Below are 22,084 nucleotides of genomic sequence, written 5' to 3'. Positions count from 1 at the left end.
AAGCCGTTCAATTCCTGCTTTACCGAATATCCGAAACTCCCTATCTTCGCCGTTCGCTGGCGCAGTGGCGTCCTGCTGCTGGTTTTTTCTTTTCCTTTCAAGGCTGTAACGCATGCTCATCGCGTCATTGATTTTCCTGCTGACCATAACGCTGGTGATCTGGCAGCCCAAGGGGTTGGGCGTCGGCTGGAGTGCCACCCTTGGTGCGCTGTTGGCCTTGCTGAGCGGCGTGGTACAGGTCGGGGACATTGCCCTGGTGTGGCAGATCATCTGGAATGCCACCGGTACGTTCGTCGCGTTGATCATCATCAGCCTGTTGCTGGACGAGGCCGGGTTCTTTGCCTGGGCCGCGTTGCATGTGGCCCGTTGGGGGCGAGGCAGCGGCCGCAAGCTGTTTGCGTTCATGGTGTTGCTCGGGGCGCTGGTCTCGGCATTGTTCGCCAACGACGGAGCGGCGCTGATCCTGACGCCTATCGTGATTTCCATGTTGCTGGCCCTGCGGTTCTCGCCGGCGGCGACCCTGGCGTTCGTGATGGGTGCCGGTTTCATCGCCGATACCGCCAGCCTGCCTCTGGTGGTATCGAACCTGGTGAACATCGTTTCCGCGGATTTCTTCGGCATCGGCTTCAACCGCTACGCGTCGGTCATGGTGCCGGTGAACCTGGTCAGCGTTGCGGCCAGCCTGGCGATACTGCTGTGGATGTTTCGTCGCGATATCCCGCGCGACTATGACCCGCAGCAGCTGGAAGACCCGGCAAGCGCCATCCACGATACGGCAACTTTTTATGCCGGTTGGGTGGTGTTGGCGATCCTTTTGCTGGGCTGCTTTGCCCTGGAGCCGCTGGGCATTCCCATCAGCGCGATTTCGGCGGTCTGCGCTGCACTGCTGTTGGCGGTGGCGGCTCGAGGACACAAGATATCCACGCGCAAGGCGATGAAAGAAGCGCCCTGGCAGATCGTGATCTTTTCCCTCGGCATGTACCTGGTGGTCTATGGCCTGCGCAACGCCGGCCTCACCGGCTACCTCGCCGCCTGGCTCGATGGCTTCGCCGGTTACGGGGTGTGGGGCGCGGCCATGGGGACCGGGCTGTTGACCGCGCTGCTTTCATCGGTGATGAACAATCTGCCGACGGTGCTGATCGGCGCTTTGTCCATCGATGCCAGCCAGGCCACTGGCGTGGTCAAGGAGGCGATGATCTACGCCAACGTCATCGGCAGTGACCTGGGGCCGAAAATCACTCCGATCGGCAGCCTGGCAACCTTGCTTTGGCTGCATGTGCTGGCGCGCAAGGATATCCGCATCGGCTGGGGTTATTACTTCAAGGTCGGGATTGTGCTGACGGTGCCGGTGCTGCTGGTGACGTTGGCGGCGCTGGCTGTGCGCTTATCCATCTAGACCGAGTCGGCTTCAATCGCGAGCAAGCTCGCTCCCACATTGGAAGTGCAGCTTCCTCTGGCAATACGTTCCCCTGTGGGAGCGAGCTTGCTCGCGATGGGGCCTTGAGAAGCACCCCAACCCTCAGCTATTACCCGGCACATCCGGCCAAAGATCCGCCACCAGGAACGCCCGCTCGGCTTCTTCCCATTCACCCTCGGCATTTTCGGCCAGGCGCACCATCAGTTGCGCCGGTGCCATGGGATCAAGGGCGGTTCGCCAGGCCTCCAGTTGTCCGGCAGTCCAGACCTGGTCAACCGGGTAATGGGCCGGGGCCAGCCAGGCCGCGCGGGGCAGGGGCTGCCAGCGCCCTGGCGGGCGCTGGGTGACGAATCCGGGCCAGTCCCGCTGGTGCAACCAGCGGCCGCGCAAATGCCGAGGGTGCGCACCGCTCGGCGGTTCGGCCTCGCCCGGCCAGGGATAGAGCAGATAGCCGCCGAGCCAAAGGTGCGAGCGAAACGACTCGATGCCCAGCGCTGCCAAGGCCTCGCGACTTTCCGGGCGTGCCGAGATCGGCAGTTGGTGCTCATGCAGATGCGTCAGCTTGCGGTCGAGTCGGTCATGGCAGCCGGGCCCAAGCCATTGCGCGGTATCCAGCCCGTTGCCTTGCTGCGGGCCCAGGTACAACTTGATCGCCAGCTCCAGGTGATGCACGCCTTCATTATCGCGTAGCAACAGGTCCAATTCGCCCAGCGTATGGCCGTCGCGCCGGATTGGCAGGTTCGCCGCGATCAGTTCGATGCCCGGCGCATGCTGCACGGCAAATTGCCAGAGCCTTTCGTAATACAGTCCCAGGCGCCGCGTGCGCCCCTGGGACAGGCACTGCAACAACGGATAGCTGTCGCGGTCCAGTTCGCGCAACCAGTGTTCCAGGCGATGGGGCTGCTGCGCCCAGCCGCTGCCCGCCAGCGGATGACGCTGGGGCCAGGGCGTGTCGATGAGCATCGGCGGGGCGACGATCACCCACGCCAGGTCCCTTACTTCGGGATGGCGCAGGCGGCGGGGCAGGTCGAGCAATTCGGGAAACAGGATCATGTTGCGAGCATAGCCGTTGCGCTGAAGGCTTAAAGGATTTTGTCTACGGCGCGGTTTCGCCCATAATCGGGTTTTTCGCCCGTCGCAGACCTCGCAGGAGCCTCATGGAGCAATTTCGCAATATCGGCATCATCGGTCGCCTGGGCAGTTCCCAGGTGTTGGACACCGTTCGCCGTCTCAAGCGCTTCCTCCTGGAGCGGCACCTGCACGTGATCCTCGAAGATACCATCGCCGAAGTGCTGCCGGGCCACGGCCTGCAGACGTCGTCGCGCAAGATGCTCGGCGAGGTCTGCGACATGGTCATCGTGGTCGGTGGCGACGGCAGCCTGCTGGGCGCCGCCCGGGCCCTGGCGCGGCACAACATTCCAGTGCTGGGGATCAACCGTGGCAGCCTGGGCTTCCTCACCGATATCCGCCCTGACGAGCTTGAAATCAAGGTCGCCGAGGTGCTGGACGGCCATTACCTGGTGGAAAACCGCTTCCTGCTGCAAGCCGAGGTGCGCCGTCACGCCGAGGCCATCGGCCAGGGCGATGCGCTCAACGACGTGGTGCTGCACCCTGGCAAATCCACGCGCATGATCGAATTCGAGCTGTACATCGACGGCCAGTTCGTCTGCAGCCAGAAGGCCGACGGCTTGATCGTCGCCACCCCGACCGGTTCCACGGCCTACGCGCTGTCGGCCGGTGGCCCGATCATGCATCCCAAGCTCGACGCTATTGTGATTGTGCCCATGTACCCCCATACCTTGTCTGGGCGACCCATCGTGGTCGATGGCAACAGTGAGCTGAAAATCGTCGTGTCCAAGGATATGCAGATCTACCCGCAAGTGTCCTGTGACGGCCAGAACCATTTCACCTGCGCGCCGGGTGACACCATCACCGTCAGCAAGAAGGCGCAAAAGCTGCGCCTGATCCATCCGCTGGATCACAACTACTACGAAGTCTGCCGGACCAAGCTCGGCTGGGGCAGTCGTTTGGGGGGTGGAGGCGACTGATGCTCGATCCCGCGCGCAGTTACGATCTGATCGGCGATGTGCACGGATGCGCCTTGACCCTGGAACACCTGCTCGACCGACTCGGTTACCGCAAGCAGGCCGGGGTCTGGCGACATCCCTCGCGCATGGCGGTGTTCCTCGGCGACATCATCGACCGGGGCCCGCGGATTCGCGAGGCGCTGCACATCGTCCACGACATGGTCGCGGCCGGCCAGGCGCTGTGCATCATGGGCAACCACGAGTTCAATGCCTTGGGCTGGAGCACCCCGGCATTGCCGGGCAGCGGCCAGCGCTACGTACGTGAACACACGCCGCGCCATGCCCGCTTGCTCAACGAAACCCTGACCCAGTTCGAGCAGCACCCGGGTGAATGGAGTGATTTCCTCAAGTGGTTCTACGAGCTGCCGCTGTTTGTCGACGCCGGGCGCTTCCGGGTCGTCCACGCCTGCTGGGACGCGGGCCTGATCGAGCCATTGCGCGGCTTGTTCCCGGAAGGCTGCATCGACGAGCATTTTCTCCAGGCTTCGGCCGAATCGGGCAGTTTTGCCTGCACAGTGTTCGATCGCCTGTTGCGCGGCACCGACATGCGCCTGCCTCATGGCATGACCCTGACGGGCGGCGACGGCCTGACCCGCGCGTTCTTCCGCACCAAATTCTGGGAAGACAACCCGCAGACCTACGGCGACATCGTCTTCCAGCCCGACGCATTGCCGGAGCCGGTGGCCCGCACACCGTTGTCACCGGACGAAAAAAACAACCTGCTGCGGTATGGCGTCGATGAGCCGATGTTGTTCGTCGGCCACTATTGGCGCAGCGGCAAACCGGCGCCGATCCGCCCGAACCTGGCCTGCCTGGACTACAGCGCGGTGCTCTACGGCAAGCTGGTCGCCTATCGGCTCGACCAGGAAACCCGTCTGGACCCGCACAAGTTCGTCTGGGTCGATGTCGAGCGGCCGGAGATGGGGCGATGAGCGTCGTCGCCGTCCTGCGACTGCCCCTGGCAGTGGACCTGAGCGGTTTCGTCAAGCTGCTGCAGCGTATGCAGGTGCCTCATCGCGTCAGCGAAGAGGCGGGCGAGCAGGTGCTCTGGGTGCCGGATGAAATCAGCGAAAACGTGCGTTCGTTGTACGAGCGTTTTCCCGCCGGCGATCCCGAGCAACAGCTGGAACTGCCTGACACCGGCAGCACGTCCCGGCGGGCAGGGTTCGTCCAGCAACTGGCCCGCAGTCCGGTGACGGCCCTGATATTGCTGCTGAGCCTGATCGTCAGTGCCGTGACCCTGCTGGGGGAAAATCTTCAAACCCTGCGCTGGTTGACCTTCCTCGAGTTTCGCGTCGTCGGCGACTACATCCAGTTCACGCCGTTGGCCGACAGCCTCGCGGCGGGGCAGTGGTGGCGGCTGGTGACGCCGATGCTGGTTCACTTCGGCTTCCTGCACATCGCCATGAATGGCATGTGGTACTGGGAACTGGGACGCCGGATCGAAGCGCGCCAGGGCGGGATCAACCTGCTGGGGCTGACGCTGCTGTTCAGCCTCGTGTCCAATTTCGCCCAGTACCTGTTCAGCGGCGCGACCCTGTTCGGCGGGCTGTCCGGAGTGCTGTACGGCCTGCTGGGGCATTGCTGGATCTACCAGCTGCTCGCGCCGAACCCGGCCTATCACTTGCCCCGTGGGGTGCTGGTGATGATGCTGGTGTGGTTGCTGTTGTGCCTGTCCGGGCTGGTTTCGCTGATCGGTTTCGGCGAGATCGCCAACGCGGCCCACGTCGGCGGGTTGCTCGTCGGTTGCTTCACGGGCTTGTTGGGCGGGCTGTTCGCTCGCCGTAAAATGGCCCTTTGACCGGCGCCTGTGCCTTTTGAGAATGCGCAATTGCGCGGAGAACCCATGTCTTCCTTCAACGAAATGATCAACAACATCACCCCCGACATCTACCGCAGCCTGAAACTGGCCGTGGAAATCGGTAAATGGGCCGACGGCAACAAGCTCACCGCCGAGCAGCGCGAGTTGTCGCTGCAAGCGATGATCGCCTGGGAAATCCAGAACCTGCCCGAAGAAGAGCGCACCGGCTATATGGGCCCGCAGGAATGCCAGTCGAAAGCCACCGTCGTGCCGAATATCCTGTTCAAGTCGGACGCCATCCATTGATCGAGATTGGCCGCGGTGCAATCAGCAAGATGTCGGCACGCCTTGACGGGCCGACCGTTCAATACGCCTTTCGCCTGGGCGATGTCGAGGTGCCGGTCAATCCGTTGATCGGCAGCAGGATCCGCCTGGAATACCTCGGTGCGATCCACTGTACCCATTGCGGACGGCGGACCAAGACCAGTTTCAGCCAGGGTTATTGCTACCCCTGCATGACCAGACTGGCGCAATGCGACCTCTGCATCATGAGCCCCGAGCGTTGCCATTTCGAGGCGGGTACCTGTCGCGACCCGGCCTGGGGCGAGCAGTTCTGCATGACCGATCATGTGGTCTACCTGGCCAACTCATCGGGCGTGAAAGTCGGCATCACCCGCGCCACGCAACTGCCGACCCGCTGGCTCGACCAGGGCGCGAGCCAGGCGCTGCCGATCCTGCGGGTCGCCACCCGGCAGCAGTCGGGTTTCGTCGAGGACCTGTTCCGCAGCCAGGTGGCGGACAAGACCAACTGGCGCGCCTTGCTCAAGGGTGACGCTGCGGCGGTGGACTTGCGGCAGATCCGTGATTCACTGTTTGAAAGCTGCGCCCAGGGCCTGCAGGGTTTGCAGGAACGATTCGGCTTGCAGGCGATCCAGACCATAGCGGACGTCGAACCGATCGAGATCCGTTATCCGGTGCAGCAGTACCCGGCGAAGATCGTCAGCTTCAATCTGGACAAGGACCCGATCGCCGAAGGTACGCTGCTGGGAATCAAGGGCCAATACCTGATTTTCGACACCGGCGTGATCAATATTCGTAAATACACGGCCTACCAGCTCGCCGTGCATCAGTAGAAGGATTCGACCCATGCGCACCGAACAACCGAAGATGATCTACCTGAAGGACTATCAGGCTCCCGAATACCTGATCGACGAGACGCACCTGACCTTCGAGTTGTTCGAGGACCACAGCCTGGTCCATGCGCAACTGGTGCTGCGCCGCAACCCCGAGCGCGGCGCCGGATTGCCGCCGCTGGTGCTCGATGGCCAGCAGTTGGAATTGCTCTCGATCAAGCTCGACGACGCCGACCTGGGGCAGGGCGACTACCAACTGGATGACAGCCACCTGACCTTGCAGCCCAAGGCCCAGGCGTTCACCGTCGATACCACAGTGCGCATCCATCCGGAAACCAACACGGCCCTGGAAGGCCTGTACAAATCCGGCAGCATGTTCTGCACCCAGTGCGAGGCCGAAGGCTTTCGCAAGATCACCTATTACCTCGACCGCCCCGACGTGATGAGCAAGTTCACCACCACCGTGGTCGCCGAACAGCACAGCTACCCGGTGCTGCTCTCCAACGGCAACCCGATTGCCAGCGGCCCTGGGGAAGACGGCCGGCACTGGGCGACCTGGGAAGACCCGTTCAAGAAGCCGGCCTACCTGTTCGCCCTGGTGGCCGGTGACCTGTGGTGCGTCGAAGACACCTTCACCACCATGACCGAGCGCACCGTGGCGCTGCGCATCTACGTCGAGCCGGAAAACATCGACAAGTGCCAGCACGCCATGACCAGCCTGAAGAAGTCGATGCGCTGGGACGAAGAGGTGTACGGGCGCGAATACGACCTGGACATCTTCATGATTGTCGCGGTCAACGATTTCAACATGGGGGCGATGGAGAACAAGGGCCTCAACATCTTCAACTCCAGCGCCGTGCTGGCCCGCGCCGAAACCGCCACCGACGCCGCGCACCAGCGGGTCGAGGCGATCGTCGCCCACGAATACTTCCATAACTGGTCGGGCAACCGCGTGACCTGCCGCGACTGGTTCCAGCTGTCGCTCAAGGAAGGCTTCACGGTGTTCCGCGACGCCGGGTTCTCGGCGGACATGAACTCGGCCACGGTCAAGCGCATCCAGGACGTGGCGTACCTGCGTACCCACCAGTTCGCTGAAGACGCCGGCCCGATGGCTCACCCGGTGCGCCCGGACAGCTTCATCGAGATTTCCAACTTCTACACCCTGACCGTGTACGAAAAGGGCTCGGAAGTGGTCGGCATGATCCATACCCTGTCGGGCGCCGAAGGCTTCCGCAAGGGCAGCGACCTGTACTTCGAGCGCCACGATGGCCAGGCCGTGACCTGCGACGATTTCATCAAGGCCATGGAGGATGCCAATGGCGTCGACCTGAGCCAGTTCAAACGCTGGTACAGCCAGGCCGGTACGCCACGGCTGGCGGTGAGCGAGTCTTACGACGCCGCGGCGAAGACTTACAGCCTGACGTTCCGCCAAAGCTGCCCACCGACGCCGGACAAGGCCGAGAAACTGCCCTTCGTGATTCCGGTCGAGTTGGGCCTGCTGGACAGCAATGGCGCCGAAATTCCACTGCGCCTGAGCGGCGAAGCGGCGGCGAGCGGCACGTCCCGGGTGATCTCGGTGACCGAGGCCGAGCAGACCTTCACCTTCGTCGATATCGCTGAAAAGCCCCTGCCTTCGTTGCTGCGCGGCTTCTCGGCGCCGGTGAAGCTGAGCTTCCCGTACGACCGTGATCAACTGATGTTCCTCATGCAACACGACAGCGACGGCTTCAACCGTTGGGACGCCGGCCAGCAATTGTCGGTGCAGGTCTTGCAGGAATTGATCGGCCAGCACCAGAAAGGCGAAAGCCTGGTGCTTGACCCTCGGCTGGTCAGCGCGTTGCGCAGCGTGCTGTCGGATGAATCCCTGGATCAGGCGATGGTCGCGGAAATGCTCTCGCTGCCAAGCGAAGCCTACCTGACCGAAATCAGCGAAGTGGCGGACGTCGAGGCGATCCACGCCGCCCGCGAGTTCGCTCGCCGGCAGTTGGCCGAAAACCTGTTCGAAGCCCTGTGGCTGCGCTACGAGGCCAACCGCGACCTGTCCCGGCGCACGCCGTACGTGGCCGAGGCCGAGCACTTCGCGCGGCGTGCGTTGCAGAACATCGCGCTGTCCTACCTGATGCTGACCGACAAGCCTGAAGTGTTGAGCGCCACGCTTGAACAATTCGACACCGCCGACAACATGACCGAGCGCCTCACGGCGCTGGCGGTGCTGGTCAACTCGCCGTTCGAGACCGAAAAGGCCAAGGCCCTGGAAGTGTTCGCGGAGAACTTCAAGGGCAACCCGCTGGTCATGGACCAATGGTTCAGCGTCCAGGCCGGCAGCCTGCTGCCGGGCGGGCTGGCGCGGGTCAAGGCGTTGATGGAGCACCCGGCGTTCAACATCAAGAACCCGAACAAGGTGCGGGCACTGGTCGGCGCGTTCGCCGGGCAGAACCTGATCAACTTCCACGCCGCCGACGGTTCCGGTTATCGCTTCCTGGCGGACCTGGTGATCCAGCTCAACGCCTTCAACCCGCAAATCGCCTCGCGGCAACTGGCGCCACTGACCCGCTGGCGCAAATACGACAGCGCCCGCCAGGCCCTGATGAAGGGCGAGCTGGAGCGCATCCTGGCGTCCGGTGGGCTGTCGGCCGATGTGTTTGAAGTGGTGAGCAAGAGCCTGGCTTGACCAGGCTTCGCATTGCCTTTTGTGGCGAGGGAGCTTGCTCCCGCTGGAGGCCGAAGGACTCCCTTTTCTTGGTTTACCTGCCTTCACTGGCGAAACGAATCAAGATCAGGCCTGCTTCGCAGGCCAGCGGGAGCAAGCTCCCTCGCCACATCCATCACCCTCGCGAATGTCTTCTGATTCACCCTTGGCCGATATCCCCCACGGTTAACAAAAGATAACGTGGCGTCGATTGTCAGACCTTTCGAAAGCCCGATAGGATAGGTCCAGCTTGCGAAGTGGCTCTAGATTGCAGGTTTCAGGACTATGCTTCAGGACTGCAACGTACCAAGCCATAACAATAATAAATGGGGGAAAGGTCTATGAATGAGCCTGTCATGGCTGTGGGCCGCTGCCGCCCGCCAGTGCTGCGCAGAGTTGCGCTGCTGGTCTCGGCGCTCGCGCTGCTGGGCTCTGCCGTTTTGTCGGCGCCGGTGCTGGCGGTTGCGGCGTCGACGGCTGATGTCATCTATTCCGTCGAATCGGCCAAGGCCAGCAAAACCCTCATGCTCGATGTGGTCCATGCCGGCCAGCGCCTGGTCGCGGTCGGTGACCGTGGGCATATCGTCTTTTCCGATGACCAGGGCAAATCCTGGACCCAGGCCAAGGTGCCGACGCGCCAACTGCTCACTGCGGTCTTCTTTGTCGATGACAAGCACGGTTGGGCCGTGGGGCACGACGCGCAGATCCTCGCCAGCGAGGACGGCGGCACCACCTGGACCAAGCAGTTCGAGGACCTCACCCGTGAAGCACCGCTGCTCGACGTCTGGTTCAAGGACGCCAGCAGTGGCCTGGCGGTGGGCGCCTACGGTGCGCTGTACGCGACCACCGATGGCGGCAAGCACTGGGAGCAGGCCAGCGACCGCCTCGAGAATGAAGACCAATATCACCTCAACGCTATCGCCGCGGTAAAGGACGCCGGGCTGTTCATCGTCGGCGAGGCCGGCAGCATGTTCCGCTCCGCCGACTGGGGGCAGACCTGGGAAAAACTCGAAGGTCCGTACGAAGGTTCGCTGTTTGGCGCCATCGGCACCGCCCAGCCTTCGACCCTGTTGGCCTACGGCCTTCGCGGCAATCTCTATCGCTCCACGGATTTCGGCGACAGCTGGGAGCAGGTCGAGCTGAAGGCGGCCCGTGGCGCGCTGGAATTCGGCTTGTCGGGGGCGACGCTGTTGCCGGATGGCTCGATCGTGATCGTCGGCAACGGCGGCAGCGTGATTCGCAGCACCGACGATGGCGTGACCTTCAGCGTGTTCAACCGTCCGGATCGCATTTCCGTGGCGGCCGTCACGGCGGCGGGCAACGGCAACCTGATCCTGGCGGGACAGGGCGGCGTTCGCGCTACCACGCCCACTGGCGCCGAACTGAGCAAATGAGCCGGGCCTGTCAGACGGGCACAATAACAAGAAGGCGGACCCCATGAGCAGTCATCACCAAGACAAGGCGACGTTCCTCGAGCGCCTGATTTTCAACAACCGCCCGGCAGTGATCATCATTTGCCTGCTGGTCAGCATTTTCCTGTTCTGGCAGGCCACGCTGATTCGGCCGTCCACCAGTTTCGAAAAAATGATTCCCCTCGAGCATCCGTTCATCGAGAAGATGCTCGAACACCGCAATGACCTGGCGAACCTGGGCAACACGGTACGGATTTCCGTGGAAGCTACCAACGGCGATATTTTCTCCAAGGAGTACATGGAGACCCTGCGCCAGATCCACGACGAGGTCTTCTACATCTCCGGCGTCGACCGCTCCGGCCTGAAGTCGCTGTGGAGCCCGAGCGTGCGCTGGACCGAAGTGACGGAGGAGGGCTTCGCCGGTGGCGAGGTGATCCCGCAAAGTTACAACGGTTCGGCCGACAGCCTCGACCTGCTGCGCAACAACGTGCTCAAGTCCGGCCAGGTCGGGCGCCTGGTGGCGAACGATTTCAAATCGAGCATCATCGATATCCCGCTGCTGGAGTCCTATCCCGACCCACAAGACCAAGGCAAATTGCTCGCCCTCGATTATCGGAAGTTTTCCCACGAGCTTGAAGACAAGATCCGCAACAAGTTCGAAGCGCAGAACCCGAATGTGCAGATTCACATCGTCGGCTTCGCCAAGAAGGTCGGCGACCTGATCGACGGCCTGGTCATGGTGGTGCTGTTCTTCGGCGTGGCCTTCGTCATCACCCTGATCCTGCTGTACTGGTTCACCAACTGCATGCGCAGCACCGTTGCGGTATTGAGCACCACCCTGGTGGCGGTGGTCTGGCAGCTGGGGTTGATGCACGCGGCCGGTTTCGGCCTGGATCCGTATTCGATGCTGGTGCCTTTCCTGATCTTCGCCATCGGCATTTCCCACGGCGTACAGAAAATCAACGGCATCGCCTTGCAGTCCAGCGAGGCGGACAACGCCTTGACGGCGGCGCGGCGGACCTTCCGCCAATTATTCCTGCCAGGGATGATCGCGATCCTGGCCGATGCCGTCGGCTTCATCACCTTGCTGATCATCGACATCGGCGTGATTCGCGAACTGGCCATCGGCGCGTCCATCGGCGTGGCGGTGATTGTGTTCACCAACCTGATCCTGCTGCCGGTGGCGATTTCCTACGTCGGTATCAGCAAGCGCGCGGTCGAGCGCAGCAAGAAAGACGCGACCCGCGAACATCCGTTCTGGCGCCTGCTGTCGAACTTTGCCAGCGCCAAGGTCGCGCCGGTATCGATTGCCCTGGCCGTGCTCGCGTTTGGCGGCGGCCTCTGGTACAGCCAGAACCTGAAGATCGGCGACCTCGACCAGGGCGCGCCGGAACTGCGTCCGGACTCGCGCTACAACCAGGACAACAACTTCATCATCAGCAACTATTCCACCAGCTCCGATGTGCTGGTGGTGATGGTCAAGACCAAGGCCGAAGGCTGTTCGCGCTACGAAGCCATGGCGCCTATCGACGAGCTGATGTGGAAGATGCAGAACACCGAGGGCGTGCAGTCGGCTATTTCCCTGGTGACTGTGTCCAAGCAGATGATCAAGGGCATGAACGAGGGCAACCTGAAATGGGAAACCCTGTCGCGCAACCCTGATGTACTGAACAGCTCCATTGCCCGGGCCGACGGCCTGTACAACAACAGCTGTTCCCTGGCGCCGGTGCTGGTGTTCCTCAACGACCACAAGGCCGAGACGCTCGACCGCGCCGTGACGGCGGTGCAGGACTTCGCCAAGGAGCACAACCGCGATGGCCTGGAGTTCATCCTCGCCGCCGGTAACGCCGGGATCGAGGCGGCCACCAACGAGGTGATCAAGGAGTCGGAACTGACCATCCTGATCCTCGTGTATATCTGCGTGGCGACGATGTGCATGATCACCTTCCGTTCCTGGGCAGCGACGCTGTGCATCGTGCTGCCACTGGTGCTGACCTCGGTGCTGGGCAACGCTCTGATGGCGTTCATGGGCATCGGCGTGAAAGTCGCGACATTGCCGGTGGTAGCCCTCGGCGTAGGGATCGGCGTGGACTACGGCATCTACATCTACAGCCGCCTGGAAAGTTTCCTGCGGGCCGGATTGCCGTTGCAGGAGGCGTATTACCAGACGCTGAAATCCACTGGCAAGGCGGTGCTGTTCACCGGCTTGTGCCTGGCCATCGGCGTCTGCACCTGGATCTTCTCGGCGATCAAGTTCCAGGCGGACATGGGCCTGATGCTGACGTTCATGTTGTTGTGGAACATGTTCGGTGCGCTGTGGCTGCTGCCCGCGCTGGCGCGATTCCTGATCAAGCCGGAGAAGCTGGCGGGGCAGAAGGGCAATTCGTTGTTTGCTCACTGAAGCCTGGCAGAAATAAAAAAGCCGCAACCTGAGGTTGCGGCTTTTTTATTTGGGCTGTGCTTCAGGAAGGGTCGGTACCCAGCACCACATTCAGCGCGCTGCGAGCATCGTCCAGTTGCACCAGCGTGGCATGGCGGGCGCCGAGGGCATCGCGGTTCTCGATGGCGGTGAGGATCGCCTTGTGCCGTGGCATCGCCAGCTCGTGCAGGTTGGGCCGTTGGTTGGAGTGCTTGAGGGCTTCGGCGATGGCCACCGACAGCATGTTGCACAGGTTGGCGAGCAGGTCGTTGTGGGTGGCGTCGGCGATGCGGCTGTGAAAGTCCAGGTCCGGTTGCAGGAGGGCTTCCGGGGTCGGGGCGGCTTCCATGCGCTGGTAGGCTTCGCTGATGGCGGCGATGTCGGCGTCGGTGGCGAATTGCGCGGCGAGGGCGGCGGCGGCCGGCTCGATGATGCTGCGCACGCTGGTGAGCAGTCCGAAGAACTCGTTCTGCGGACTGCTCTGCATCAGCCAGTGCAGCACATCGGGGTCGAGCATGTGCCATTCCCGACGCGGCTTGACCACCGTGCCCACTCGCGGCCGCGAATACACCAGGCCCTTGGCGACCAGCACGCGCGTGGCTTCGCGCAGCACCGGGCGGCTGACGGCATATTCTTCGCACAGCAAGGCTTCGGCGGGCAGTTTGTCGTCGGGCTTGAAGCGGCCAGAGACGATCTGCATGCCCAGTTCCTGGACGATGCGCGCGTGCATGCTCTTGCGGTCGGAGGGTTTGCGGTAATCCATGGGGAGCGGCGCGATCCTGTGTGCGAGGGGTGCTGCGCATGATAGCAGGCTCGGCGAGGGCGGGTCGCTAAGTGCGATTTCTTAAGGTCAGTGCAGACTTCTTGTGGGAGCGAGCCTGCTCGCGAAGGCGGTGGGTCAGGCGACATGAATGCCGCTGGTCCAACGCTTTCGCGAGCAGGCTCGCTCCCACCGGGGGATGGGGCGTCAATGGGAGTGACGCGGCACCTCGGCGCCGCGGCAGCCCACCAGGAAGTCGAAGTCGCAACCCTGGTCGGCTTGCAGCACATGGTCAATGTAAAGCTGGCGGTAGCCACCGACCAGCAATTGCTGCGGTGGCGCCAGGTCGGCCAGGCGCGCGGCGAGTTCGGCGTCGGGGATGTCCAGGTGCAAGTGGCCGCTGGCGCAATCGAGTTCGATCCAGTCACCTTCTTTCACCGCGGCCAAAGGCCCACCGGCCGCCGCTTCCGGTGCCACATGCAGCACCACGGTGCCGTAGGCGGTGCCGCTCATGCGCGCGTCGGAAATACGCACCATGTCCGTCACGCCCTGGGCCAGCAGTTTGGCTGGCAAGCCCATGTTGCCGACTTCGGCCATGCCCGGATAACCCTTCGGCCCGCAGTTCTTCATGACCAGGATCGAGTCGGCATCCACGTCGAGCTCCGGATCGTTGATCCGCGCCTTGTACTCGTCGAAGTTCTCGAACACCACCGCGCGACCGCGATGCTGCATCAGTTCGGCGGTGGCCGCGGACGGCTTGAGCACTGCGCCCAATGGCGCCAGGTTGCCGCGCAGTACGCAGATGCCGCCGTCGGCGCGGATCGGGTTGTCGAGGGTGCGAATGACTTCGTCCTGGCCGTAGATCGGCGCGTCCTTGGTGTTTTCGCCGAGGCTCTTGCCGTTCACCGTCAGTGCGTTCGGGTGGGGGATCAGGTTCGCTTCGCCGAGACGACGGAGCACGGCGGGCAGGCCACCGGCGTAATAGAACTCTTCCATCAGGAAGCGCCCGGACGGCTGCAAGTCGACGATGGTCGGCATGCCGCGCCCGATGCGGGTCCAATCGTCCAGGTCCAGCTGCACGCCGATGCGCCCGGCGATGGCCTTGAGGTGAATCACCGCGTTGGTCGAACCGCCGATGGCAGCGTTGACGCGGATGGCGTTTTCGAAGGCTTCCTTGGTCAGGATCTTCGACAGCTTCAGGTCTTCACGGACCATTTCTACGGCACGCATGCCCGACATGTGGGCCAGCACATAACGGCGTGCGTCCACGGCCGGAATCGCCGCGTTGTGGGGCAGGGAGGTGCCGAGGGCTTCGGCCATGCAGGCCATGGTCGACGCCGTGCCCATGGTGTTGCAGGTGCCAGCCGAGCGGGACATGCCGCCCTCGGCCGCGAGGAAGTCGTCGATGGTGATGGTGCCGGCCTTGACCTGTTCGCTCAGTTGCCAGACCACGGTGCCCGAGCCGATGTCCTGGCCCTTGTGCTTGCCGTTGAGCATCGGCCCGCCGGTGACGACGATGGCCGGCACGTCGCAACTGGCGGCGCCCATCAGCAGGGCCGGAGTGGTCTTGTCGCAACCGGTGAGCAATACCACGCCATCAATCGGGTTGCCGCGAATCGCCTCTTCCACGTCCATGCTCGCCAGGTTGCGGGTCAGCATGGCGGTGGGGCGCAGGTTCGATTCGCCGTTGGAGAACACCGGGAATTCCACCGGAAAGCCCCCGGCCTCGATCACGCCGCGCTTGACGTGCTCGGCGATCTGCCGGAAATGCGCGTTGCACGGTGTCAGCTCCGACCAGGTGTTGCAGATACCGATGATCGGCTTGCCATGGAACTGGTGGTCGGCGATGCCCTGATTTTTCATCCAGCTGCGGTACATGAAGCCGTTTTTGTCGGCGGTGCCAAACCATTGGGCCGAGCGCAGGGAGGGTTTCTTATCAGACATGATCGATTCTCTTATTGTATGACTATATTGTTCGAGCTGAAGCGTAACATAAGCGCAATTTACGCCGTTTGGAAGTGTTGTTGGGTAAATAGTATTACTATATAGTCCGATTTAACGGAGGGGTTGTCCTGGCGGTCATTCGCGAGAGAAATCCCCCGAGGTTCTATAACAACAACAATCGGAGACCGGTCCCATGAGCCAGGAATTGCGGCTTATACGTCGCATCACACTCAAACTGATTCCCTTCCTGATCCTGCTTTACCTGATCGCGTACGTGGATCGCTCCGCCGTGGGCTTTGCCAAGCTGCACATGGGCGCGGACATCGGCATCGGCGACGCCGCCTACGGCCTCGGCGCGGGCCTGTTCTTCATCGGTTATTTCCTCCTGGAGATTCCCAGCAACCTGATGCTGGAACGCTTCGGTGCGCGGCGCTGGTTTGCCCGGATCATGATCACCTGGGGCGCAATCACCATCGGCATGGCTTTTGTGCAGGGGCCTTATAGTTTCTACGTGATGCGCTTTCTGTTGGGCGCGGCCGAAGCCGGGTTCTTTCCGGGCGTGCTGTATTACATCACCCAGTGGTTCCCGGTGCGCCATCGCGGCAAGATCCTCGGGCTGTTCATTCTTTCCCAACCCATTGCGATGATGATCACCGGCCCCGTGTCCGGTGGCTTGCTGGGCATGGACGGCATCCTCGGCCTGCACGGCTGGCAGTGGTTGTTCATCGTCATCGGCCTGCCGGCGGTGTTGTTGACCTGGCCGGTGCTGCGTTATCTGCCGGACGGCCCGCAACAGGTCAAATGGATGGACCAGTCCGAGAAGGACTGGCTGACCGGTGAGCTGAAAAAGGACCTGGAGGAATACGGCCAGACCCGTCATGGCAACCCGCTGCATGCGCTCAAGGACAAGCGCGTCCTGCTGCTGGCGCTGTTCTACCTGCCGGTGACCCTGAGCATCTACGGCCTGGGGCTGTGGCTGCCGACGCTGATCAAGCAGTTCGGCGGCAGTGACCTGGTGACCGGCTTTGTCTCTTCCGTGCCGTATATCTTCGGCATCATTGGCCTGCTGATCATTCCTCGCAGCTCCGACCGCCTGAACGACCGTTACGGTCACCTGGCCGTGTTGTATGTATTGGGCGCCATCGGTCTGTTCCTCAGCGCCTGGTTGACCGTGCCGGTGCTGCAACTGGCGGCGTTGTGCCTGGTGGCGTTTGCACTGTTTTCCTGCACGGCGGTGTTCTGGACCTTGCCGGGGCGGTTTTTCGCCGGTGCCAGCGCGGCGGCGGGCATTGCCTTGATCAACTCGGTAGGCAACCTGGGCGGCTACATCGGCCCGTTCGTGATCGGCGCCTTGAAGGAATACACCGGTAACCTGGCGTCCGGGCTGTACTTCCTGTCGTGCGTGATGGTGTTCGGCCTGGTGTTGACCGGCGTGGTCTATCGCTTGCTCGAACGCAAGCACGTGTTGCCGGCTGACCAGTTCGCGGCAAGCGCCCGCGGGGCGACGCGTAGCTGAGTTGTTGCAGCTTTTGTGGCGAGGGAGCTTGCTCCCGCTCGACTGCGCAGCAGTCGCAATATGGGCGATGTGTTTTGCCTGAATGAATTCGGTGCCTGAAAGTAGGGGGGCTTCGCCCCCCAGCGGGAGCAAGCTCCCTCGCCACAAAAAGCCTGCAAAGCGATTCGGCGTTCATATTCAAGTTTTGTTTACAGGGAGAAACCCATGCGTTTAGTTCAGTTCGAATTGAGTAACGGCGGACGCCGCGTCGGTGTAGTTGACGGCGAGCAGGTGCGCGAAGTGCAGGGCGCCACGACGGTGCGCGACCTGGCGCTGACCGCCATCGAGGCGGGCGTCAAGCTTGAGCAACAGGTCGACGGCCTGGGCCTGGGAGCGAGCCATGACTATGCGCAACTGCTGAGCGAATTGCGCATCCTGCCGCCGCTGGATCACCCGGACCCGGCTCACCTGCTGGTCAGCGGTACCGGCCTGACTCACCTGGGCAGCGCCTCGGCCCGGGACAAGATGCACCAACAGGCTGGCGACGAGAGCGCCATGACCGACACCATGCGCATCTTCAAATGGGGCGTGGAGGGCGGCAAACCCGCCGCCGGGCAGGCTGGCGTTCAGCCGGAATGGTTCTACAAGGGCGACGGCAGCATCGTCGTCCGTCCCGGCCATCCGTTCCCGCTGCCGCCCTTTGCCGAAGACGCTGGCGAGGAGCCGGAAATCAGCGGCCTGTATGTCATCGGTCACGACGGCAAGCCATATCGGCTGGGCTTCGCGGTGGGCAACGAATTTTCCGATCACGTCATGGAACGCAAGAATTATCTGTACCTGGCCCATTCGAAACTGCGCAGTTGCAGCTTCGGCCCGGAACTTCGCGTGGGCGAACTGCCTCAACATCTGTCCGGGACCAGTCGTATCCTGCGCAACGGCGAAGTGCTGTGGCAGAACGAATTCCTCAGCGGCGAGGCGAACATGTGCCACAGCCTCGAGAACCTCGAGTTCCACCATTTCAAGTACAGTCAGTTCCTGCGCCCCGGGGACGTGCACGTTCACTTCTTCGGCACCGCGACGCTGTCGTTCGCCGACGGCATCCGCACCCAGCCGGGGGACGTGTTCGAAATCAGCCAGGCCGAATTCGGCGCACCGCTGATCAACGGCATTGCTCCGGTAGACGCGGTGTTCAACCCAGGTACTATCGGCACACTTTAAAAGGAGACTTGCGATGAACCAGATCCTTGGCCACAACTACATCGGCGGCGCCCGCAGCGCGGCCGGCCAGACTCGCCTGCAAAGTTTCGACGCCAGCACCGGCGAGGCCTTGCCGCATGATTTCGTCCAGGCCACGGCGGAAGAAGTCGACGCCGCCGCCAAGGCCGCCGCGGCGGCTTATCCAGCCTACCGCAGCCTGAGCGCGGCGCGCCGGGCCGAATTTCTCGATGCCATCGCCGATGAGCTGGACGCCTTGGGTGATGAGTTCGTCGCCGTGGTCTGCCGCGAAACCGCGTTGCCAGCCGCACGAATCCAGGGCGAGCGCGGCCGCACCAGCGGGCAGATGCGCCTGTTCGCCAAGGTCTTGCGCCGTGGCGATTTCTACGGCGCGCGCATCGACCGGGCCTTGCCGGAGCGTACGCCGCTGCCGCGCCCGGACCTGCGCCAGTACCGCATCGGCCTCGGCCCGGTGGCCGTGTTTGGCGCCAGCAATTTCCCCTTGGCATTCTCCACCGCTGGCGGTGACACCGCTGCCGCGCTGGCCGCCGGTTGCCCGGTGGTATTCAAGGCCCACAGTGGCCACATGGCCACCGCCGAGCATGTGGCCGATGCGATCATTCGCGCGGCTGAAAAGACTTCGATGCCGGCCGGTGTGTTCAACATGATCTACGGCGGTGGCGTCGGCGAATGGCTGGTCAAGCACCCGGCGATCCAGGCCGTCGGCTTCACCGGTTCCCTGAAAGGCGGGCGTGCCCTGTGCGACATGGCGGCCGCGCGGCCCCAGCCGATCCCGGTCTTCGCCGAGATGTCGAGCATCAACCCTGTGATCGTCCTCCCGCAGGCGTTGCAAGCGCGCGCCGAAAGTGTCGCTCGCGACCTGACTGCTTCGGTGGTGCAAGGCTGCGGTCAGTTCTGCACCAACCCTGGCCTGGTGATCGGTCTACGCTCACCTGAGTTCACTGCCTTCACCCAGCAGGTGGCTGCGCTGATTGGCGACCAGGCACCGCAAACCATGCTCAACGCCGGCACGCTGCAAAGCTACGGCAAAGGCCTGCAGAAACTGCTGGCCCACCCAGGCATCGAACACCTGGCCGGTCGCGAGCAGCAAGGCAACCAGGCGCAACCGCAATTGTTCAAGGCTGACGCCAGCCTGTTGATCAACGGTGACGAGGCGTTGCAGGAAGAGGTCTTCGGCCCGACCACGGTGTTTGTCGAAGTGGCGGACCAGGCGCAATTGAGCGCTGCGCTGCATGGCCTGCACGGCCAGCTCACCGCCACGATCATTGGCGAACCGGCGGACTTCGAACGGTTCGGTGAACTGACGCCGTTGCTGGAGCAGAAAGTCGGCCGCATCTTGCTCAACGGTTATCCAACCGGTGTGGAGGTCTGCGATTCGATGGTCCATGGCGGGCCTTACCCGGCGACGTCCGATGCGCGTGGCACTTCGGTCGGCACGCTGGCGATCGATCGGTTCTTGCGTCCGGTGTGCTTCCAGAACTACCCCGACAACCTGTTGCCAGAGCCGTTGAAGAACGCCAACCCGCTGGGGATCCTGCGGCTGGTGGATGGCGTGCCGGGGCGCGAGGCGCTCTGAGGTTTCGACCGTTCCATTGAGGTTTGATGGGCCGACGCCATCGCGAGCAAGCTCGCTCCCACAGGGAATCTATTGCGAATACAAAATTTGTGTTCACTGAAAATCTCCACTGTGGGAGCGAGCTTGCTCGCGATGGCGATAGTCTGGCCAAAAGCGCTTTCGAACCTTATGGCCCAAGCCCCACTCTGACATTGGGTTATCATGCCGCCTTTCCCAATGACTGACTGATCGCCATGACTGCCCCGACCAACACTCTGCTGCACGCCCTCGAACACTGCGACATGCTGATCATCGACGGGCTGCACGCTTTCGATTTTTCCCTCGACGAGCAGGACCAACTGCACGTCGAATGCATGAACGGCCGCACCCTCGAGCATTGGCGCTTCACGCCGGCACAGATGCAGGCCGCGACTTTCGACACAGCCTCGAAACATTGGGTCATCACCAGTGATTCGGGCGATCACCATCTGGAATGCGTGGAGGCGACCAGCGGCCACGACGACGAGGACTCCGAGCATGAAGATGCGTAGTTTCTGGCCATTGCTGATGGCCGGCAGCGTGGGCGCCATGGGCGTCCAGGCAGAAACCACCGAGCACTATCAATTGCTGGTGGGCTCCTACACGGCGGACCAGAGCCAGGGCATCTACCGCATGCAGTTCGACAGCCGGACCGGCCAGCTCGACGCCAAGCCACTGCAGGTGATCAAGACGGACAACCCCTCTTGGTTGACCCTTTCCAAGGACCTGAGCCGGCTGTTCGTGGTCAACGAAAACGGCCCGGGCCAGAAAGACCCGGTGGGCAAGGTCAGCAGTTACGCCGTTAACCCCCAGACCCATGAACTGAGCCTGATCAATCAGGTCCAGTCCCTGGGCAACGAGCCGACTCATTCCAGCCTGAGCCATGACGGCCAGCATCTGCTGGTGAGTAATTATTCCGTTCTGGAGAACCCGGGCGGTACCTTGGTCGTGCTGCCAGTGGGGGCGGACGGCAAGCTCGCGCCGGTGGTGCAGTCGGGCAGCCATCAGCCGAGTCGGGTCAACCCTGAGCGGCAGAAGTCGGGGCATGTGCATTCGGCGGTGCCTTCGCCGGACGGCAAGTATGTGTTTGCCAACGACCTGGGGGCGGACAAGGTATTTGTCTACCGCTACGACCCGAAAGCCAACCCCGAGCTGCCGCTGACGCCTGCCGATCCGGCATTCGTGCAGTTGCCGCCGGGCAGCGGGCCGCGTCACCTGCTGTTCAGCAACGATGGCAAGCACGCCTGGCTGACCATGGAGATGACCGCCCAGGTTGCGGTGTTCGACTACCAGGATGGCCGCCTTACCCAGCGTCAACTGGTCGACCTCGCCGCCGGCAAGCCCCAGCCGGGTAAAGCGGCGGCAGCGCTGCATGCGTCCAGAGACGGCAAGTTCCTGTACGTCAGTAATCGGGGCACCACCAACGAACTGGTGGTGTTTGCCATCGACCCGGCGGCTGGCACGCTGAAAGAACTTCAGCGGCGCTCTGTCGAGGGCGACCATCCTCGGGAATTCAGCCTCGACCCGAGTGAAAAATTTGTCCTGGTGGCCAACCAGAAGAGCAACCAGATCGTCGTCATCGAGCGTGATCCGAAGACCGGCCTGCTGGGTAAAACCGTCCAGAAGCTGGCAATGGATGCGCCGAGCGACTTGAAATTCATGGTTCGTCAATAAGCTGAAGGCCCCGGCTCACGGGGCCTTCGCCGTTGTATCAACCAGACTGATAGTCGCTAGTATTACAAAGCATTTCAAGACGAGACGCCTCGGCGCGTAAGTTTGCTTCACGGCCCCACCGGGCAAATCAGCGAACTGAATCCGAGGACTACCGCCATGAATCTGAATCTCTTCTCCGTTATTGCCGCTTCCGCTATCTCTGCCACCGTGGCATTGCCAGCCAGTGCCAGCATCGAAATCAGCGACAAGAAAAACCGCACCCAGAGCTACACCGAGAAATACCTGCAACAGAGCGCCAACTTCTACGCCGCACTGGATCACAAGACCCAACACTGAATCACGCTGACCCCTGAAGCCTGCGATCTTTTCATTTCCTGCTGGATGCCAGCGGAGAGAAAAGATCGCAGGCTTCGTGCGTGGGCA

At 62.5% G+C, this 22,084-nt stretch carries 18 protein-coding genes; 15 read left to right on the top strand and 3 right to left on the bottom strand.

What is annotated here, in order from left to right; translation table 11 throughout:
- The first annotated feature begins 112 nt into the window (after window positions 1-112).
- On the top strand, window positions 113-1,396 hold the full coding sequence (locus tag J3P91_RS16365) for an arsenic transporter (protein ID WP_434601094.1): 1,284 nt from the start codon (window positions 113-115) through the stop codon (window positions 1,394-1,396).
- 123 nt (window positions 1,397-1,519) lie between these two features.
- Here J3P91_RS16365 and J3P91_RS16360 read toward each other — a convergent pair whose 3' ends face one another.
- Entirely contained in the window at window positions 1,520-2,470 is a 951-nt protein-coding gene (locus tag J3P91_RS16360) for a DUF1853 family protein (protein ID WP_434601092.1), read from the bottom strand.
- A gap of 104 nt (window positions 2,471-2,574) precedes the next feature.
- Here J3P91_RS16360 and J3P91_RS16355 point away from each other — a divergent pair, with 104 nt between their 5' ends.
- The 8 genes from J3P91_RS16355 (at window position 2,575) to J3P91_RS16320 (ending at window position 12,940) form a co-directional block, all read left to right on the top strand.
- The gene (locus tag J3P91_RS16355; RefSeq protein WP_003180647.1) at window positions 2,575-3,465 is read left to right on the top strand and encodes an NAD(+) kinase; all 891 of its coding nucleotides are present in this window, start codon (window positions 2,575-2,577) and stop codon (window positions 3,463-3,465) included.
- Window positions 3,462-4,436, top strand: coding sequence for a metallophosphoesterase (locus J3P91_RS16350; RefSeq protein WP_434605161.1), 975 nt, complete (start codon window positions 3,462-3,464; stop codon window positions 4,434-4,436). The genes J3P91_RS16355 and J3P91_RS16350 overlap by 4 nt, the downstream gene beginning before the upstream one ends.
- Window positions 4,433-5,305, top strand: coding sequence for a rhomboid family intramembrane serine protease (locus tag J3P91_RS16345; RefSeq protein ID WP_434601090.1), 873 nt, complete (start codon window positions 4,433-4,435; stop codon window positions 5,303-5,305). Before J3P91_RS16350 ends, J3P91_RS16345 begins: the two co-directional genes overlap by 4 nt.
- 45 nt (window positions 5,306-5,350) lie before the next feature.
- Window positions 5,351-5,611: a YeaC family protein gene (locus tag J3P91_RS16340; protein WP_305500450.1), complete on the top strand. Its 261-nt coding sequence runs from the start codon at window positions 5,351-5,353 to the stop codon at window positions 5,609-5,611.
- Window positions 5,608-6,438 carry a DUF2797 domain-containing protein gene (locus J3P91_RS16335; RefSeq protein ID WP_434601088.1) on the top strand — a complete coding sequence of 277 codons (831 nt, stop codon included), beginning with the start codon at window positions 5,608-5,610 and terminating at the stop codon, window positions 6,436-6,438. The genes J3P91_RS16340 and J3P91_RS16335 overlap by 4 nt, the downstream gene beginning before the upstream one ends.
- 13 nt (window positions 6,439-6,451) lie before the next feature.
- A complete protein-coding gene (gene pepN, locus J3P91_RS16330; protein WP_434601086.1) occupies window positions 6,452-9,109 on the top strand; it encodes an aminopeptidase N in 2,658 nt (885 codons plus the stop codon).
- Between the two features lie 359 nt (window positions 9,110-9,468).
- On the top strand, window positions 9,469-10,521 hold the full coding sequence (locus tag J3P91_RS16325; protein ID WP_434601084.1) for a WD40/YVTN/BNR-like repeat-containing protein: 1,053 nt from the start codon (window positions 9,469-9,471) through the stop codon (window positions 10,519-10,521).
- A 43-nt stretch (window positions 10,522-10,564) separates the two neighbouring features.
- The gene (locus J3P91_RS16320) at window positions 10,565-12,940 is read left to right on the top strand and encodes an efflux RND transporter permease subunit (protein WP_434573619.1); all 2,376 of its coding nucleotides are present in this window, start codon (window positions 10,565-10,567) and stop codon (window positions 12,938-12,940) included.
- Between the two features lie 61 nt (window positions 12,941-13,001).
- Here the strand turns inward: J3P91_RS16320 and J3P91_RS16315 are convergent, their stop codons facing one another.
- Complete coding sequence (locus J3P91_RS16315) at window positions 13,002-13,721, bottom strand: FadR/GntR family transcriptional regulator (RefSeq protein WP_305500458.1); 720 nt, start codon at window positions 13,719-13,721, stop codon at window positions 13,002-13,004.
- Between the two features lie 204 nt (window positions 13,722-13,925).
- Complete coding sequence (locus J3P91_RS16310; RefSeq protein ID WP_434601082.1) at window positions 13,926-15,662, bottom strand: IlvD/Edd family dehydratase; 1,737 nt, start codon at window positions 15,660-15,662, stop codon at window positions 13,926-13,928.
- Between the two features lie 193 nt (window positions 15,663-15,855).
- Here J3P91_RS16310 and J3P91_RS16305 point away from each other — a divergent pair, with 193 nt between their 5' ends.
- From J3P91_RS16305 to J3P91_RS16280, 6 genes are all read left to right on the top strand, one after another.
- Entirely contained in the window at window positions 15,856-17,178 is a 1,323-nt protein-coding gene (locus J3P91_RS16305) for an MFS transporter (RefSeq protein ID WP_434573625.1), read from the top strand.
- A gap of 204 nt (window positions 17,179-17,382) precedes the next feature.
- Window positions 17,383-18,375, top strand: a complete 993-nt coding sequence (araD1, locus tag J3P91_RS16300) for an AraD1 family protein (protein ID WP_434601081.1) — start codon at window positions 17,383-17,385, stop codon at window positions 18,373-18,375.
- Window positions 18,376-18,388: 13 nt separating this feature from the next.
- Complete coding sequence (locus J3P91_RS16295) at window positions 18,389-19,969, top strand: aldehyde dehydrogenase (NADP(+)) (RefSeq protein ID WP_434601079.1); 1,581 nt, start codon at window positions 18,389-18,391, stop codon at window positions 19,967-19,969.
- Between the two features lie 233 nt (window positions 19,970-20,202).
- Complete coding sequence (locus tag J3P91_RS16290; RefSeq protein ID WP_434601077.1) at window positions 20,203-20,499, top strand: DUF5629 family protein; 297 nt, start codon at window positions 20,203-20,205, stop codon at window positions 20,497-20,499.
- The gene (locus J3P91_RS16285) at window positions 20,486-21,661 is read left to right on the top strand and encodes a lactonase family protein (RefSeq protein ID WP_434601076.1); all 1,176 of its coding nucleotides are present in this window, start codon (window positions 20,486-20,488) and stop codon (window positions 21,659-21,661) included. The genes J3P91_RS16290 and J3P91_RS16285 overlap by 14 nt, the downstream gene beginning before the upstream one ends.
- A gap of 156 nt (window positions 21,662-21,817) precedes the next feature.
- The gene (locus J3P91_RS16280; RefSeq protein ID WP_018611529.1) at window positions 21,818-21,997 is read left to right on the top strand and encodes a hypothetical protein; all 180 of its coding nucleotides are present in this window, start codon (window positions 21,818-21,820) and stop codon (window positions 21,995-21,997) included.
- Window positions 21,998-22,084: the final 87 nt, after the last annotated feature.

This window comes from Pseudomonas sp. Z4-7 (assembly GCF_051131965.1).
Lineage (GTDB): Bacteria > Pseudomonadota > Gammaproteobacteria > Pseudomonadales > Pseudomonadaceae > Aquipseudomonas.
This window is presented reverse-complemented; position numbering and strand designations above follow the sequence as displayed.